14 protein-coding genes are annotated in these 15,991 nt (G+C 64.6%); 8 read left to right on the forward strand and 6 right to left on the reverse strand.

What is annotated here, in order from left to right; genetic code table 11:
- Window positions 1-165: 165 nt before the first annotated feature.
- A complete protein-coding gene (locus F812_RS23765) occupies window positions 166-1,608 on the reverse strand; it encodes a TadE/TadG family type IV pilus assembly protein (protein ID WP_020086343.1) in 1,443 nt (480 codons plus the stop codon).
- 356 nt (window positions 1,609-1,964) lie between these two features.
- Between F812_RS23765 and F812_RS23770 the strand changes: the two genes are divergently transcribed.
- The 6 genes from F812_RS23770 to F812_RS23780 all read left to right on the forward strand — a co-directional run bounded on the left by F812_RS23770 (window position 1,965) and on the right by F812_RS23780 (window position 9,108).
- Entirely contained in the window at window positions 1,965-2,879 is a 915-nt protein-coding gene (locus tag F812_RS23770; protein ID WP_051113817.1) for a LysR family transcriptional regulator, read from the forward strand.
- 128 nt (window positions 2,880-3,007) lie between these two features.
- Window positions 3,008-3,481 (forward strand): formate dehydrogenase subunit gamma, encoded by a 474-nt coding sequence (locus F812_RS0112625; RefSeq protein ID WP_020086345.1) that lies wholly within the window; start codon window positions 3,008-3,010, stop codon window positions 3,479-3,481.
- Complete coding sequence (locus tag F812_RS0112630; RefSeq protein ID WP_020086346.1) at window positions 3,478-5,058, forward strand: formate dehydrogenase beta subunit; 1,581 nt, start codon at window positions 3,478-3,480, stop codon at window positions 5,056-5,058. Before F812_RS0112625 ends, F812_RS0112630 begins: the two co-directional genes overlap by 4 nt.
- Before the next feature lie 3 nt (window positions 5,059-5,061).
- The gene (gene fdhF / locus F812_RS0112635; RefSeq protein WP_020086347.1) at window positions 5,062-7,947 is read left to right on the forward strand and encodes a formate dehydrogenase subunit alpha; all 2,886 of its coding nucleotides are present in this window, start codon (window positions 5,062-5,064) and stop codon (window positions 7,945-7,947) included.
- 5 nt (window positions 7,948-7,952) lie between these two features.
- Window positions 7,953-8,810 (forward strand): formate dehydrogenase accessory sulfurtransferase FdhD, encoded by an 858-nt coding sequence (gene fdhD, locus F812_RS23775; RefSeq protein WP_020086348.1) that lies wholly within the window; start codon window positions 7,953-7,955, stop codon window positions 8,808-8,810.
- Window positions 8,794-9,108, forward strand: coding sequence for a formate dehydrogenase subunit delta (locus tag F812_RS23780; protein ID WP_020086349.1), 315 nt, complete (start codon window positions 8,794-8,796; stop codon window positions 9,106-9,108). The genes fdhD and F812_RS23780 overlap by 17 nt, the downstream gene beginning before the upstream one ends.
- An 89-nt stretch (window positions 9,109-9,197) precedes the next feature.
- Here the strand turns inward: F812_RS23780 and F812_RS0112650 are convergent, their stop codons facing one another.
- From F812_RS0112650 to metC, 5 genes are all read right to left on the reverse strand, one after another.
- Complete coding sequence (locus tag F812_RS0112650; protein ID WP_026868098.1) at window positions 9,198-9,599, reverse strand: DUF779 domain-containing protein; 402 nt, start codon at window positions 9,597-9,599, stop codon at window positions 9,198-9,200.
- Window positions 9,600-9,636: 37 nt separating this feature from the next.
- Entirely contained in the window at window positions 9,637-10,239 is a 603-nt protein-coding gene (locus tag F812_RS0112655) for a cysteine hydrolase family protein (protein ID WP_020086351.1), read from the reverse strand.
- On the reverse strand, window positions 10,236-10,634 hold the full coding sequence (locus tag F812_RS0112660) for a DUF779 domain-containing protein (protein ID WP_083929197.1): 399 nt from the start codon (window positions 10,632-10,634) through the stop codon (window positions 10,236-10,238). The genes F812_RS0112655 and F812_RS0112660 overlap by 4 nt, the downstream gene beginning before the upstream one ends.
- Before the next feature lie 117 nt (window positions 10,635-10,751).
- Complete coding sequence (gene adh / locus F812_RS0112665; protein WP_020086353.1) at window positions 10,752-12,272, reverse strand: aldehyde dehydrogenase; 1,521 nt, start codon at window positions 12,270-12,272, stop codon at window positions 10,752-10,754.
- A 436-nt stretch (window positions 12,273-12,708) separates the two neighbouring features.
- Window positions 12,709-13,899 carry a cystathionine beta-lyase gene (gene metC, locus F812_RS0112670; protein ID WP_026868099.1) on the reverse strand — a complete coding sequence of 397 codons (1,191 nt, stop codon included), beginning with the start codon at window positions 13,897-13,899 and terminating at the stop codon, window positions 12,709-12,711.
- Between the two features lie 319 nt (window positions 13,900-14,218).
- On the opposite strand from metC, the gene F812_RS0112675 reads away from it, so the two are divergent.
- Together F812_RS0112675 and F812_RS25515 are read left to right on the forward strand one after the other, a co-directional pair.
- Complete coding sequence (locus F812_RS0112675; protein WP_245257674.1) at window positions 14,219-15,289, forward strand: amino acid ABC transporter substrate-binding protein; 1,071 nt, start codon at window positions 14,219-14,221, stop codon at window positions 15,287-15,289.
- 47 nt (window positions 15,290-15,336) lie between these two features.
- Complete coding sequence (locus F812_RS25515) at window positions 15,337-15,978, forward strand: hypothetical protein (protein ID WP_156827400.1); 642 nt, start codon at window positions 15,337-15,339, stop codon at window positions 15,976-15,978.
- Window positions 15,979-15,991 lie beyond the last annotated feature (13 nt).

Here is a 15,991-nt window from a genome sequence, read left to right on the forward strand (position 1 = left end):
CTTCAAGCTCGTCGGTCGAATGCCAGTCTGGCACGCCGCGCCGCGTCAGGCACGCATCCCATCGGCCATCCTGTGGAGAAGTCGCCTGGCCAACGAAAAAGAAAACGCGCCGGGCTTTTCAGCATCCGGCGCGTCGGTGGCGGACTGATGGCGGGGAGAGGCCGGTCAGTGCGTCAGATAGAGCTGGTTGATCTTGAGCGCGATGTCGCGGAAGGCCTGCTGCAACTCGCTGCCCGTGTTCGGCGTGTACGCCTTGGACGGGTCCGTGGCGCAATGGTCGAGCGTCTGGATCGCGGTCGCGTTGCCGCCGAGAGCAAAACCCACCGTGTAGACGGTGATGCCTTTCGCTTTCATGGCGGTGCAGACAGCGCGAGCTTGTGTCGCGGAATCTCCGTTGGCCGCGCTGCCGGCTCCGGTCGAACTCGTCTGAACACCCTTGGCGTCGTACTGAAGATTGTACTCGCCGTCCGTCATCAGGATCGCGATCTTGCGCGTGTCGCTGCCATAGGCGGCGGCGGCGCTCGAGGCGGACCACAGCGAGTTCCAGTTCGGTGACAGCGTATACCAGGTCCACGCCGTGCCGATTTGGCCCGCCGTCGTATTCGACAGCACGAGGTTGGCGATCTTGTTCGTCAGCGTCGTCTTATTGTTCGTGAGCGGAACCAGTTCGTCGGCGGCGGGCAGGCCGCAAATGCCGTAGCTGCCGCCTGCCCTGTTGAACAGGGTCATGACGTAGTTGCCGCTACCGGGCGCCACGTCGGTATACTTGTTGGCACCCGTGCGCTCGACCACGCACTCCGTCGGGTAGTAGGAGATCGATGAAGTTCCGTTTCGCGTCGAGTAGGGGTAGGTCACAGAGGATGCCGGGGTGCCGCGGGCCTTGGTGTTGGCGCTCGAGGGGAGGCGCACGCCTTCCGCGAACGGCACGATCGCGACGCGCACCGGATTTGCGTTGGCGCTGTCCGAGATCACGATGTTGACAAGGTCGGTGGCCGCGGTCTTCAGATCTCTGATCTTGGTGCCGCCCATCGAGCCCGTGACGTCGAGCATCATCGAGATCTCGACGGGCGTGTTCTCCTTGCCGCCGGCCTTCAGCAGGGCCTTCGAGTACTGGCTTTCGGAGACGTCGAGCAGCGCGAGCCTCGGAATGTTCGCAAAGCCCAGGAACGCGGTCTTGATGTAGGCGTTTCCGGTCGCGGCAAAGGCGGTGTTGTTGTCGACGGCGTCGAAGGCAATCGTATCGTCGATCACTTCGGGGCGGTTCTTGGTGTTCTCCTGGTAATACTTGAGCGCGGCCTCGCGGGCGCCGGTGACGTCCTTGTCGTTGAGCTGGAGAATGCGTCCACCCGCCAGCACGGCCGCGTCCATGGCGGCGATGGTCTGCTGACGCGCCGCTTGCCAGCGGCCAAAATCGACGCCCGCGCCCACGAACAGGCAGAACGCGACCAGCGACAACGCGAAAATGATGGCGATGCTACCGTTCTGGTCGCCCGCGAACTCCTGCGCGCGGTTCGCGATCCGGGACGAGGCACGGTTGCGGCGGCGCCGGTCGTCGGCGGTGGGATTGCCGAGCAACGAGGCCATTTGAGACGCGATGAACGCAAACATGGAGCTGTCTCCGGAATGAGGTCCGCTAACGTTCATCCGGCAACGTCTTAGAACTCGTAAATTCCGCAGTCCTCTGGTCCTCGGCAGGATGTAATCCTCCCGATGTGGTGAATCGCCGGGAAACGCATTGCCTGCAATTTGAGCGATCGCCGTCGGGGGAAGACGCCGGGCAGCGGGATCCAGGACGGCGCGTGGCCTCGTCCGGACGACAATTCCGTTAACATTCGCGTTATTGTCGACAATGCCGGCGCCAAATCGGCTTCGATGAGAAAAAAGCGGGCAGTGCCCGACAACTGTGCCGTGCGCTGGCGAGCCCTGTAGTCTATAGTTTAAGCCCAGCGGCTCCCAGTTAGGTCATGATCGATAAGCTTGAACTGCTCCTGGCCCTCGCACGTGAACGTCACTTCGGCCGAGCGGCAGACGCGTCTGGGGTCACCCAGCCAACACTCTCTTCGGCACTGAAAAGCCTTGAAGATCAATTCGGTGTGTTGATCGTCGAGCGTGGCTCGCGGTTTCGATGCTTCACCCCGGAGGGGGAGCGTGTTCTCGATTGGGCGCGCCGGATCGTGGGCGACGCCCGCGCCATGCGCCAGGAGATCGATGCCCTCAAGAAGGGCTTGTCGGGCCATCTCAGGCTTGCGGTCATCCCCACGTCCCTGCCGTTTCTGGCCGAGCTGACGGTGCCCATGCGCCGCCGGTACCCCGACGTCAATCTCACCATCCTCTCCATGACCTCGGATTCGATCCTGACCCGGCTCGAAAATCTGGAGGTGGACATCGGGATTTCCTACGTTGACGCGGAGCCCCCGCCGCGCTTCGAGACCATCCAGTTCTACGATGAGCACTACGTGCTGCTGGTTGCGCCTGAAAGTCCGCTGGCCAAGCGCGAGCAGGTGACTTGGGCAGAGGCCGGGCAGCTTCCGCTGTGCCTTCTCACCCCGGACATGCAGAACCGCCGCCTGATCGATCATCATCTGGCGGAGGCGGGCGTGCATCAGAAGCCGACGCTTGAGAGCAACTCGATGCTCATCCTCTATGCCCACGTGATGTCGGGGGAATGGGCCAGCATCTTGCCGTCGCGGCTCGCCGAAACGCTCGATCGACCGAGTCGTTTGCGGTCGATCTCCCTGGTCAATCCGACTGTTACGCACAAGATCGGGCTGATCGTCACCAAGCGCGAACCCCACTCGCCTGTGGTCGCGGCCTTCATTGCGCTAGCAAAGCGCATAGGAAACCTAACGAAAGCAACAACTTCCCGCAAAGAAACTTGACGATTAGGGGAAAGAATTCGCGTCACCCGATAGAAACAATCTATCGTGGCACGAAACACGTCTATTGATCTTTGGGGTCGCTAACCTGATCTACATTGAAATAACTATAAATACATTGGAGGGCCGCCATGAGCCGTTTCGAACCGTGGAGCGAAGAGCGCACGGTCGAGATCGTCGCTGATCACAAAGGGCTGGAGGGGCCGTTGATGCCCATTCTCCATGCTCTTCAAGAAGCGTTCGGCCACGTTCCGGAAGAGGCAACTCCCGTGCTCGCGCGGGAACTTAACCTCTCGCGTGCCGAGGTGCACGGCGTCATCACCTTCTATCATGACTTCCGCCATCAACTGCCCGGCAAGCACATCTTGAAGTTGTGCCGAGCTGAAGCGTGCCAGTCGATGGGATGCGAGAAGCTGGTCGAGCGCGCCGAGTCTCGCCTCGGCGTCGAATGCGGCAATACAACTCCTGACGGCCGGGTGACCTTCGAGGCCGTCTACTGCCTCGGCCTGTGCGCCACCGCCCCCTCCGCGATGATCGATGGCCGCATCGTCGGCCGTGTCGACGCGAACCGTCTGGACCAGCTCCTGAAGGAGGCCCAGTCATGACGCTTCGCATTTTTGTTCCGCGCGACGCCGCGGCAGTCGCATGCGGCGCAGACGAGGTTGCAACCGCGCTCGGCGCAGCCGCCAAAAAGGCCGGCGTGCAGGTTCAGATCGTCCGCAACGGCTCGCGCGGCATGCTCTGGCTGGAGCCGCTGGTCGAAATCGAGCGTGAAGGCGTGCGCTACGGCTTCGGCCCGGTCGCGCCCTCTGATGTCGAGAGCCTGGTCAAGGCCGGCATTCTGCAGGGCAAGCCCGTAGACCAGATCAAGCATCCGCTCTCGATCGGCGTCGTCGACGACCATCCCTATCTCAAGCGCCAGACGCGCCTGACGTTCGCGCGCTGCGGCATCACCGATCCCGTCTCGCTCGAGGACTACCGCGCCCACGACGGCTACAAGGGCCTCGAGCGCGCACTCGCGATGAAGCCCATCGAGATCGTGGACGAGGTGGCGAAGTCGGGCCTGCGCGGCCGCGGCGGCGCCGGCTTCCCGACCGGCATCAAGTGGAAGACGGTCCACGACACGCCGATGGGTCAGCAGAAGTACATCGTCTGCAACGCGGACGAGGGCGACAGCGGCACCTTCGCCGACCGCATGATCATGGAAGGCGATCCCTTCCTGCTGGTCGAAGGCATGACCATCGCCGGCATCGCGGTGGGCGCCACGCGCGGCTACATCTACCTGCGCTCGGAGTATCCGCACGCGGCGATCGCGCTCAACGCCGCCATCGACGCGGCGAAGGCGGCCGGATACCTCGGGTCCAGCGTCGCTGGCTCCCAGCACGCGTTCGAGCTTGAGGTGCGCATCGGCGCTGGCGCCTACGTCTGCGGCGAGGAAACGTCGCTTCTGGAGAGCCTCGAAGGCCGTCGCGGCCTCGTTCGCGCCAAGCCCCCGCTTCCGGCCCACAAAGGTCTCTTCGGCCAGCCGACCGTGATCAACAACGTGCTCTCGCTCTGCGCGGTGCCGTTCGTGCTCGCGGAAGGCGCGAAGGCCTACGCAGACTACGGCATGGGCCGCTCGCGCGGCACGATGCCCATTCAGCTCGCCGGCAACCTGAAGTTCGGCGGCCTGTTCGAGACGGCGTTCGGTATCACGCTGGGAGAGCTGGTGGACGACATCGGCGGCGGCACCCTGTCGGGGCGTCCTGTAAAGGCCGTTCAGGTCGGTGGCCCGCTCGGCGCCTATTTCCCGCGCGGCCTGTTCGACACGCCGTTCGACTACGAGGCCTTCGCCGCGCGCGATGGCCTCATCGGTCACGCGGGCATCGTGGTTTTCGACGAGACTGCGAACATGGCCAAGATGGCCCGTTTCGCCTTCGAGTTCTGCTCTGTCGAGAGCTGCGGAAAATGCACGCCGTGCCGCATCGGTTCGACCCGTGGTCGCGAGACGATGGACAAGGTGATGGCGGGCGTCGATACGGCCGCCAACTTGGCCGTCATCGAAGATCTGTGCAACACGATGAAATTCGGATCGCTTTGCGCTTTGGGTGGGTTCACCCCATATCCCGTTATGAGCGCGTTGACACATTTCCCTGAAGATTTCGGCCGGCCTGGCAAGAAGCTGGCCGAGGCAGCGGAGTAACCCATGAGCCTGATCAAAGAAACCGACTTCGGCACCCCGGCGTCCAAGTCCGAGAAGCTCGTGACGCTGACCATCGACGGCGTCGAGGTGACGGTGCCCGAAGGCACGTCCATCATGCGCGCCGCTATGGACATGGGCACCACCATCCCCAAGCTCTGCGCCACCGACATGCTGGAGAGCTTCGGCTCCTGCCGCCTCTGTCTCGTGGAGATCGAGGGCCGCAACGGCACGCCCGCATCCTGCACCACGCCGGTCGCACCGGGCATCTCCGTCAAGACGCAGACCCCGCGTCTTGCAGCCATCCGCAAGGGCGTGATGGAGCTCTACATTTCGGACCATCCGCTCGACTGCCTCACCTGCGCGGCCAACGGCGATTGCGAGCTGCAGGATATGGCCGGCGCTGTCGGCCTGCGTGACGTGCGTTACGGCTACGATGGTGCGAACCACGTCTTCGCAAAGAGCCGCGTCGACGGCGCCGCCAACGACCAGTGGCTGGCAAAGGACGAGAGCAACCCGTACTTCACCTACGATCCCTCCAAGTGCATCGTCTGCAATCGCTGCGTGCGCGCTTGCGAGGAGGTCCAGGGCACCTTCGCGCTCACCATCTCCGGCCGTGGCTTCGACAGCCGCGTGTCGCCCGGCATGAACGAAGCCTTCCTCGACAGCGAGTGCGTGTCGTGTGGCGCCTGCGTGCAGGCTTGCCCGACTGCCACGCTGATCGAGAAGCCCGTCATCGAGATCGGCCAGCCCGAGCATTCCGCCATCACCACCTGCGCCTACTGCGGCGTCGGCTGCTCCTTCAAGGCTGAGATGCGCGGCGAGGAAGTCGTGCGCATGGTTCCGTGGAAGGACGGCAAGGCCAACCGCGGCCACTCCTGCGTCAAGGGCCGCTTCGCTTACGGCTACGCCACCCATCCCGATCGCATCATGAAGCCGATGGTGCGCGACAAGGTCACCGATCCCTGGCGTGAGACCACCTGGGAAGAGGCGATCGGCCGCGTCGCATCCGAGTTCAAGCGCATCCAGGACAAGTACGGCCGCACCGCTGTCGGCGGCATCACCTCCTCGCGCTGCACGAACGAGGAGGCCTACCTCGTGCAGAAGCTCATCCGCGCCGGCTTCGGCGTGAACAACGTCGACACCTGCGCCCGCGTCTGCCATTCGCCGACGGGCTACGGTCTCAAGACGACTCTGGGTGAGTCGGCCGGTACGCAGGACTTCGACTCGGTCGAAGAGTCCGACGTCATCATGGTCATCGGCGCCAACCCCACGGACGCCCATCCCGTGTTCGGCAGCCGCATGAAGAAGCGCCTGCGTGAAGGCGCGAAGCTGATCGTCGTCGATCCGCGCCGCACCGATCTCGTCAAGTCGCCCCACATCAAGGCCGACTACCATCTGGCACTCCAGCCGGGCACCAACGTCGCCGTCGTCACGGCCATGGCTCATGTCATCGTGACCGAGGGCCTCCTCAACGAGAAGTTCATCCGCGAGCGCTGCGAGATCGACGCGTTCGAGGAGTGGAAGGCTTTCGTTTCCGAGGAGCGCAACTCTCCGGAGGCGATGGAGCAGTACACCGGCGTTCCGGCGGCTGACATCCGCGGAGCCGCGCGCCTTTACGCCACCGGCGGCAACGGCGCGATCTACTACGGCCTCGGCGTCACGGAGCACTCGCAGGGCTCCACCACCGTCATCGGCATCGCGAACCTTGCAATGGCCACCGGCAACTTCGGCCGGCCCGGCGTCGGCGTGAACCCGCTGCGCGGCCAGAACAACGTGCAAGGCTCCTGCGACATGGCCTCGTTCCCGCACGAGCTCACGGGCTATCGCCACGTCTCGGATACCGCGACGCGGACGCTCTTCGAGAAGGAGTGGAACTGCAAGCTCGATCCGGAGCCGGGTCTGCGCATCACCAACATGCTGGATGCGGCCGTCGAGGGCTCGTTCAAGGCGATCTACATCCAGGGCGAGGACATTCTCCAGTCCGATCCCAACACGCATCACGTCGCCGCTGGCCTCGAGGCCATGGAGTGCGTCGTCGTGCAGGATCTCTTCCTGAACGAGACCGCGCGCTATGCCCACGTGTTCCTGCCGGGTTGCACCTTCCTCGAGAAGGACGGCACCTTCACCAACGCCGAGCGCCGCGTGCAGCTCGTGCGTCGCGTGATGAAGCCGAAGAATGGCTACGGCGATTGGGAGGTCACCCAGCTCATCGCCAAGGAGCTCGGCCTCGATTGGAACTACAAGCACCCGAGCGAGATCATGGACGAGATCGCGCGTCTGACGCCGACCTTCACCAACATCTCGTTCAAGCGCATCGAGGAGCTCGGCGGCTCGGTCCAGTGGCCGTGCAACGACGAGGCCCCCGAGGGCACCCCGATCATGCACATCGAAGAGTTCGTGCGTGGCAAGGGCCGCTTCCTGATGACGGAGTACGTGCCGACCGATGAGCGCACCGGACCGCGGTATCCGCTGATCCTCACCACCGGCCGCATCCTGTCGCAGTACAACGTCGGCGCGCAGACGCGGCGTACCGACAATGTCGTCTGGCATCCCGAGGACGTGCTGGAGATCCATCCGCACGACGCGGAGGCTCGCGGCATCAAGAACGGCGACTGGGTCGCCATCAAGAGCCGCGCGGGCGAGACGGCGCTCCATGCGCTGATCACCGATCGCGTGGCGCCGGGCGTCGTCTACACGACGTTCCACCATCCGCTGTGCCAGGCCAACGTCATCACCACGGATTTCTCGGACTGGGCGACCAACTGCCCCGAGTACAAGGTGACGGCGGTCGAGGTCTCGCGCTCGAATGGCCCGACCACGTATCAGCAGGAGTACGAGGAGTTCTCCGATCTCACCCGGCGCATCGTGCCGGCCGAAGCCGCGGAGTAGCTTCGATGGCGGAGACGTCTGCGCGCGTGCCCTCGCGCCGGGTGTCTAAAGCCCGCGTCGAGGACACACAGCGGCTCATCCCGGAAGAGGTGCCGGTGGCGCTCGTCTATGACGGCTCGACACATGCCGTCATGATGGCGACGCCGGCCGACCTCGAGGATTTCGCAGTGGGCTTCTCGGTGACCGAAGGGATCATCGCAGGCCGCTCCGAGATCCGGGAGATCGAGATCGTGGAGCAGGAGAAGGGCATCGAGGCGCGGATGTGGCTCGCGCCGCAGAGCGGGCGCAACCATGCCGCCCGCCGCCGCCGTATTGCCGGGCCGACGGCCTGTGGTCTCTGCGGCGTCGAGAGCCTGGATGCCGCCGTACCGGAACCTCGGCGCGTCGGCAAGTCAGCTTCGGCGACTGCGGACGAGGTGCAGAAGGCCCTCGCCGCCATGCAGCCCCAGCAGACGCTCAACATCGCAACGCGGGCCGTGCATGCGGCGGCGTTCTGGGATTCGGCAAAGGGCACGATCGCGCTTCTCCGCGAGGACGTCGGACGCCACAACGCGCTCGACAAGCTCGTCGGCGCTGTGATGAGCGCTGGCCTGGATCCTGCGAAGGGCTTCGTGGTTCTCACGAGCCGCGTATCCGTCGAGATGGTTCAGAAGGCGGCAGCGCTCGGCGTCGAGATCCTCGTCGCCGTGTCTGCGCCCACCGCGCTGGCTCTGCGCGTCGCCGAGACGGCCGGGATCACCCTTGTCGCTGTCGCGCGTCCCGACGCATTCGAGATTTTCACCCACCCTCATCGTATCGCACTTGCCGCGCAGCCTGGCGACGGCATTCGCCAGGAGACCCAAACGCATGCACTCCCCCTCTGACGCGCTCGTCCGTATGGCCAACGACATCGGCAAGTTCTTCCGCTCTCAGGGCGAGGAGCGCGCGGTGGTCGGCATCGCCGATCACATCCAGAAGTTCTGGGAGCCGCGCATGAAGAAGCAGATCTTCGAGCACCTGGACGAAGGCGGCGCCGGGCTCGATCCGCTGGCGTTGAAGGCGCTCGAGAAGCTCAAGTTCGATATGCGTGGCAAGCCCACGGCGGCCGAGGCAAAGGCCGCGATCGAGGCTGAGGCGCAAGCGAAGGCTGCGGGCGCCGGGCGCAAAAGCGCGCGCCGCTAAAACCCCGTCTCGCGCAGAACGTCCCGCACAGAGTTACGGGCCGGCCGCGGCGCTGCACAGGCAGCACCACCGCGGCCGGCAAATCTTTGTTACGACAGGACTGGCTCGCGCTCGGCGCCGGTTGGCGGACGGCCGATCTTGTCCAGCTCGTCGTATTCGGCCTCCGTGAACACGCGCGAGCGCGTCAGGAAGCGGACGCCCTCGGGGGCTTCCAGCGAGAAGCCCGATCCGCGGCCGGGCACCACGTCGATTATGAGATGCGTGTGCTGCCAATAGTCGAACTGCGCCGCGCCCATGTAGAACGGCTGCCCGCCGATCTCCCCCAGATAGACATCCTGCGCGCCGACGCGGAATTCCTTGCGCGGGTAGCACATGGGAGCGCTGCCGTCGCAGCATCCGCCCGACTGATGGAACAGCAGCGGACCGTGCATGCCCTTGATCTTCTCGATCATCGCGAGCGCTTCCGGCGTTGCCGAAACTCGTTCGACCATTGTGACCTCCTTCATGCCTCCCGACCGAGGCGCCTTGTTAAGCCGGCACCTTGTCCTCGGACGGTACCACAATCGCGAAGATGTCGCTCAACGCCGTCAGCGCGCCGTTGTGCAGCTCTTCGGCCGACAGATCGCCGCCCACGGGGTTCTTGAGCGAGCGCGTGGCCGTGGCATTGCCCACCACCGTCGTGCGGTAGCCGTGATTGAAGGCTGCCCGCGCCGTCGAGTTCACACATACATGGGTCATGAAGCCCGCGAGCACCAGGTCCGTAACGCCGAGGCGCTTCAATTCGGCGTCGAGATCGGTCTGCTCGAACGAACTGGGAAACGCCTTGGTGATGACCTTCTCGCCGGCGGCCGGCGCCACCACGTCGGCGATAGAGCCGATGTGCGCGCGCACGTCGTAGGGGCTGCCCGGTCCTGCATCATGCTGAATGTGAATGACGGGCGCACCGGAATCGCGCGCGCGCTTCAGAAGCTTGGCGCACTGCGCGAGCGCGGGCTCCACGCCTTCGAGCTGCATGATGCCCTCACGGTAGGTGTTCTGGCAGTCGATCAGCACGAGCGCCGATTGCGAGAGCGGCGCGGGCGTATCCGGCAGAGCGAGGAGCGAGCGGAGGGTAGGGCGTGTATCAGTCATCGGTTGGTGTCCTTGAATGGAAGTGAAGGCGGCGCGCCCGCCGCCAGGATTGCGTTCGCGTCCCAGACACGTTTGCTGGGATTGGCCCGTTTGCGCAACGTGAAGTGAACGCCGCGAGGCCCTTCGAGCGAAAAGCCCGGTCCCAGTCCGTGCGCGACATCGAGAATGAGCGTGCTGCCACGCCAGTACTCGATCTCGCTCGTCATCAGGAAAAGAGGAACCTCGTCGATCGTTCCCATCAGCACGTCGCGGGCGCCAAGGTTGAGCTCGTCCGTCTTGAGGCAGATGACCGTGACCCCATAGCTCCCGGACACGTGAATGGTGAGGGAGCCATGCTCGCCTTTGAGCTCTGCGATCAGCTCTCGTGCGGCCTTGGTCGCGGTAAGCGTCGTCATGCCGGGCATGAGCTTTCGAAAGGCGCGGGCTTCCGGTGCCTGTTCCAAACAAAAACAGCGCGGCCTTTCGGCCGCGCTGTGATGGAAGGAACCGACTTCGGAAGGTCCGGCCAGACCCTAGAAGAAGCCCAGAGCTTTCGGGCTGTAGGAGACCAGCATGTTCTTGGTCTGCTGGTAGTGATCGAGCATCATCTTGTGCGTCTCGCGGCCGATGCCCGACTGCTTGTAGCCACCGAATGCGGCGTGAGCCGGGTAGAGGTGGTAGCAGTTGGTCCACACGCGGCCAGCCTGGATGGCGCGGCCGAAGCGATAAGCGCGGGTGCCGTTACGGGTCCACACGCCCGAGCCGAGGCCGTACAGCGTGTCGTTGGCAATGGCGAGCGCCTCGTCATCGTCCTTGAACTTCGTGACCGACACGACCGGTCCGAAGATCTCTTCCTGGAACACGCGCATCTTGTTGTGGCCAGCCAGAATGGTCGGCTTCACGTAGTAGCCCTCGGACGCTTCGCCCGAGAGAATGTTACGCTCGCCGCCCGTCAGCACCTTGGCGCCTTCGTCCTGGCCGATCTTGATGTAGGAGAGGATCTTCTCCATCTGGTCGTTCGACGCCTGGGCGCCGATCATGGTCGAAGCATCGAGCGGATGGCCCTGCTTGATGGCCTCGACGCGCTTGACGGCGCGCTCCATGAAGCGGTCGTAGATGCTCTCGTGCACGAGCGCGCGGCTGGGGCAGGTGCACACCTCGCCCTGGTTCAGCGCGAACATGGCGAAGCCTTCGAGCGCCTTGTCGAAGAAGTCGTCGTCTTGATCGGCGACGTCGGCGAAGAAGATGTTCGGAGACTTGCCGCCGAGTTCCAGCGTGCACGGAATGATGTTCTCCGAGGCATACTGCATTATGAGGCGGCCGGTCGTCGTCTCGCCCGTGAACGCGATCTTGGCGATGCGCTTGTTCTGAGCGAGCGGCTTGCCGGCCTCGATGCCGAAGCCGTTGACGACGTTGATGACGCCCGGGGGCAGCAGGTCGCCGATGAGATCCATCAGCACCATGATGCTCATGGGCGTCTGCTCGGCGGGCTTGAGCACGATGCAGTTGCCGGCGGCGAGTGCGGGTGCGAGCTTCCAGCAGGCCATCAGCAGCGGGAAGTTCCACGGAATGATCTGGCCGACGACGCCCAGCGGCTCATGGAAGTGATAGGCGACGGTGTCGTGATCGATCTCGGCGATCGAGCCTTCCTGGGCGCGCAGGCAGCCAGCGAAGTAACGGAAGTGGTCGATGGCGAGCGGAATGTCGGCCGCCATGGTCTCACGGATCGGCTTGCCGTTGTCGAGCGTCTCGACCATGGCGATCAGCTTGAGGTTGGCCTCCATGCGATCGGCGATCTTGAGCAGCACGCCGGAGCGCGTAGCCGGAGAGGCGTTGCCCCATGCGGCGCGGGCCTTGTGGGCGGCGTCCAGCGCGAGTTCGATGTCCTCTGCCGACGAGCGCGCGACTTCGCAGAGCGGCTTGCCGGTGACGGGCGTCAGGTTGGTGAAATACTGGCCTTTGACCGGGGCCACCCACTGACCGCCGATAAAGTTGTCATAGCGCGGACGAATCCGGATCTGCTGGGAAAGCTCGTTCAGGGCTTGTTGGATCATGGGGGGCTCCTCCTCGAGGGTGCGTAATCCAGGTGTGCCGAGGCAGGCCTGGTTCTTTGTTATTCTGGCTAATATGCAGCTTAATTAGTGAGGCCGTCACGCTCCGTCTATACCACGAAGGTCTAGATCGTGGTGATTGCGATCAAGCTCCAGCCTGAGTTTCTTAGGCTCTTCGATTGTGAAAAGAATAAGTCGCGAATGATCGTCAGTTGCCATGCAGTTTTGTGCATGTGCTAACTGTAATCTCACTTACGGCGCGCGAGGCCGGGAGCCTGAAAGCAGACGATTTCGCCTCAAGCAATTCATCGTTCAACTTCGCGGACGCTTCGGAGCGTGCTTGGAAACACGCCGGATCAGGCAACCACTTTTCACCGGCTAGGTCTGGATGCGCCATGCCGGAGAAGCTCGTTCCCGAACTCGCCGGTTTTCAGAAACGCTAACGCGCCGCGTTGAGGCGGGCGAAGCCTGCGTCCAGGTCCGCGATGAGATCGCCCACGTCATCGAGACCCACATGCAACCTCAGCGCCGGTCCTTCCGCCGTCCACTGCGTTGCAGTGCGGTAGCGTTTCGGGTTGAACGGAACGATGAGGCTTTCGAAGCCGCCCCACGAATAGCCCATGCCAAAAAGCTCGATTCCGTCGAGCATGGCAGCCAGAGCCTTGCGGGGCGCGGGCTTCAGGATGATGGAGAAGAGGCCCGACGCACCGGAGTATTGCGTTTTCCACAGCGTATAACCGGGATCGGAGGGCAGGGCGGGGTGAAGCACGCGCTCCACCTCGGGCCGTGCCTTCAGCCATTCGGCGACCGCGAGGCCCGAGCGATGGTGGCGCTCGAGGCGAACGGCGAGCGTCCTGAGCCCGCGTAGCCCGAGATAGGTCTCTTCCGTGCCGGGACAGCCGCCGAGCGTGGCGCGCGCATCCTCGACGAGCTTTGCCGTGCGCGCGTTCGCCGTGATCGCACCCAGCATGGCATCTGCATGACCCACGATGTATTTCGTGGCGGCGTTGATCGACACGTCCACGCCGTGGTCGAGGGGACGGAAATAGAGCGGCGTCGCCCACGTGTTGTCCATCAGCACGGTGACGTCCCGTGCGCGCGCCGCCTGCACGATGGCGCCGATATCCTGCATTTCGAACGTCAGCGAGCCCGGACTTTCCGTGAAGATGACGCGAGTGTTCGGCTGAATGAGCTCCGCGATGCCACCCCCCGCGAGCGGGTCGTAATAGGTCGTCGCCACGCCGAGGCGCGCGAGCAGCGTATCGCAGAAGCGCCGCGTAGGCTGGTAGACGCTGTCCACCATCAGCACGTGATCGCCGGCTTTCACGAATGCGAGGATGGCGGTTATGACGGCCTGATACCCCGAGGAGGTGAGCAGGGTGCGCGCGCCGCCTTCGAGGCTGCAGATCGCCTCTTCCAGCGCGGCGGTCGTGGGCGTTCCGTGCCGCCCGTACTTGAACGGCTGCTCATCGTAAGCCTCGATGGCATCCAGCGTGGGAAAAATCACGGTCGAGCCGCGATAGACCGGCGGATTGACGAAGCCGTGCTGGCGGGCGGGGTCGCGCCCGCTGTGCAGGATCTCGGTTTCCGGACGCCGGGATTTGCCGGAGCCATCTTTCGGTTTCGTCATAGGTTCGGATCCCTCGGGCGGATCGGCAGGACGTGCCGTCCGAGCCGCCTTGAAAAGCAGCAGAAAATCATAAATCGGGCCGTGCGGAGATCGATCCGGCGCCACCTGCACGGGAGGGGTGAGCCGAGCGCCCTTTGACGCAAGTTTCCACTGTGGTCAAGGGCTTGACCATCCGGGCGCAACGCGGGATGTGTGACGGGCGGGATGCGTACGGCGCGGCCGCCCTTCGCGACCCACGCGACGGTACACGAAATGCCGGCGGGCCCGCCAGAGCGCTGGGTTTGCCGCCGACGTTCCACTGATCCGGAGGCCCCCACCCGTGACGCCTGATCGCCAGACGACCGATCTCGCGCACCCTAGGTCTCAGGGAGCGCGCGGGCTGGTCCTGGTCATGGCTGCCGCTCTGATGGGCCTGCCCGCGGCCTCCACGGCAGGCAACGCGTCGACGCTCGACGAGGTGCGCACCCGGGGGCATCTGGTTTGCGGCGTGACCGAGGGGATGCCCGGCTTTGCCGCCGTCGCCGCCGACGGCACCTGGGCCGGCTTCGACATCGATTTCTGCGGCGCCGTGGCCGCAGCCGTCCTGGGCCGCAAGGATGCGGTGAAGTACCGGGTCGTGTCCTCGGCAAACCGGTTCCAGGTTCTGACCTCCGGCGAGGTGGACCTCTTGCCTCGCGCCAGCGCCAGAACGCTTTCGCGCGACACCGAATACGGCGTGCGGTTCGTCGGAACCCTGTTCCACGACGGCCAAGGCTTCCTGGTGAGGCGCGGCCATGCGGTGGCGAGCGTGCTCGAGCTGTCCGGCGCCTCCGTCTGCGTCATGACCGGCACCAGCGCCGAGCGCGGCCTCGAGACCTACTTTCAGACCCGCAAGATGCGATACCAGCTCGTCGCGTCCGAGAAGTGGGTCGACGCAGCGAAGGCCTACGCCGATGGCGCCTGCACGTTGTTGACCGGAGACATCACCACCCTCGCGGCCGAGCGCAGCCGCCTCGTCAATCCGGCCGAGCATGTGATTCTGCCCGAGCTGATCACCAAGGAGATGCTCGGCCCCGTCATCCGCCAGGGCGACGAGCAATGGTTCTCCATCGTCCGCTGGACCGTGGAGGCGCTGATCGCGGCCGAAGAGCTCGGCATCACCAGCCAGGGCATCGAAGGCCTGCGCAGCTCGAACAATCTGGATGTACGCCGCTTCCTGGGGCTCGAGGCGGATCTCGGTCAGCCCATGGGTCTCTCGCGCGACTGGAGCTATCAGCTCGTGAAGCAGGGCGGGAACTACGGAGAGCTGTTCGATCGCAACGTCGGATCGAGATCCGCGCTTGCGCTTGAGCGCGGCCTCAACAATCTTTGGACGAGGGGGGGGCTTCTGTCCGCGGCGCCGCTGCGCTGAGGAGAGGCTGTTTGCAGATATGAGACTGTGATGAGGGAGAACCGCGCGTGAGCGTGAGCGTCGCAATGGCGGGCCTCGTGGTCGCCGTCATCGAGATCACCGGCCTCGCCGGAACACTTGCCCTTCTAGTTCCCATCGTCCTGCTCTTGATCGTCATCCTCAGAACGCGCCGGCCGCCAGAGCCGAGATCCGAAAAGGCAACCGCAGTGCTGCGCGCAATTCCATCCTCCGATACGCCCCCGGGCGAAGCCGCGCCCCGCGAGGACGCGTCCGCGGCCGTCGCGGAGGAGCGCGCGCTCGAGGCCGAGCCCATGGCGGCGGAGAGCGCGGATTGGCCAGAGCTCATCCGGGCCGCCGAGGCGGAGAACAACCAAGCCGCACTTGCGAGCCTCTATCTGTCGTTTGCGCGCGACGAGATCGCGGCAGGACGCGTCGATCAGGCAGCCGATCATCTAAGGTCCAGCGTCCGCTCGGCCGCAAAGAGCCGCTTCGCCGCCATCCAGGCCGAGGCGCGCCTTGAGCTTGCCGAGCTTGCGCGCGCGGCGGGAGACCTGACGACCGCGTGTGAGCACTGGCAGATCGCCCGCGCGCTCTTTCACGACCTCAAGCAGAAGGCGGAGCTCGGCGAGACCGAGAACCTGATGCGCAAGCACGGCTGCCCCACCGATTGGGTGCTGAACGACTTCTGAGAGCAGCCGGACT

Source organism: Hyphomicrobium zavarzinii ATCC 27496, assembly GCF_000383415.1.
Lineage (GTDB): Bacteria > Pseudomonadota > Alphaproteobacteria > Rhizobiales > Hyphomicrobiaceae > Hyphomicrobium_C > Hyphomicrobium_C zavarzinii.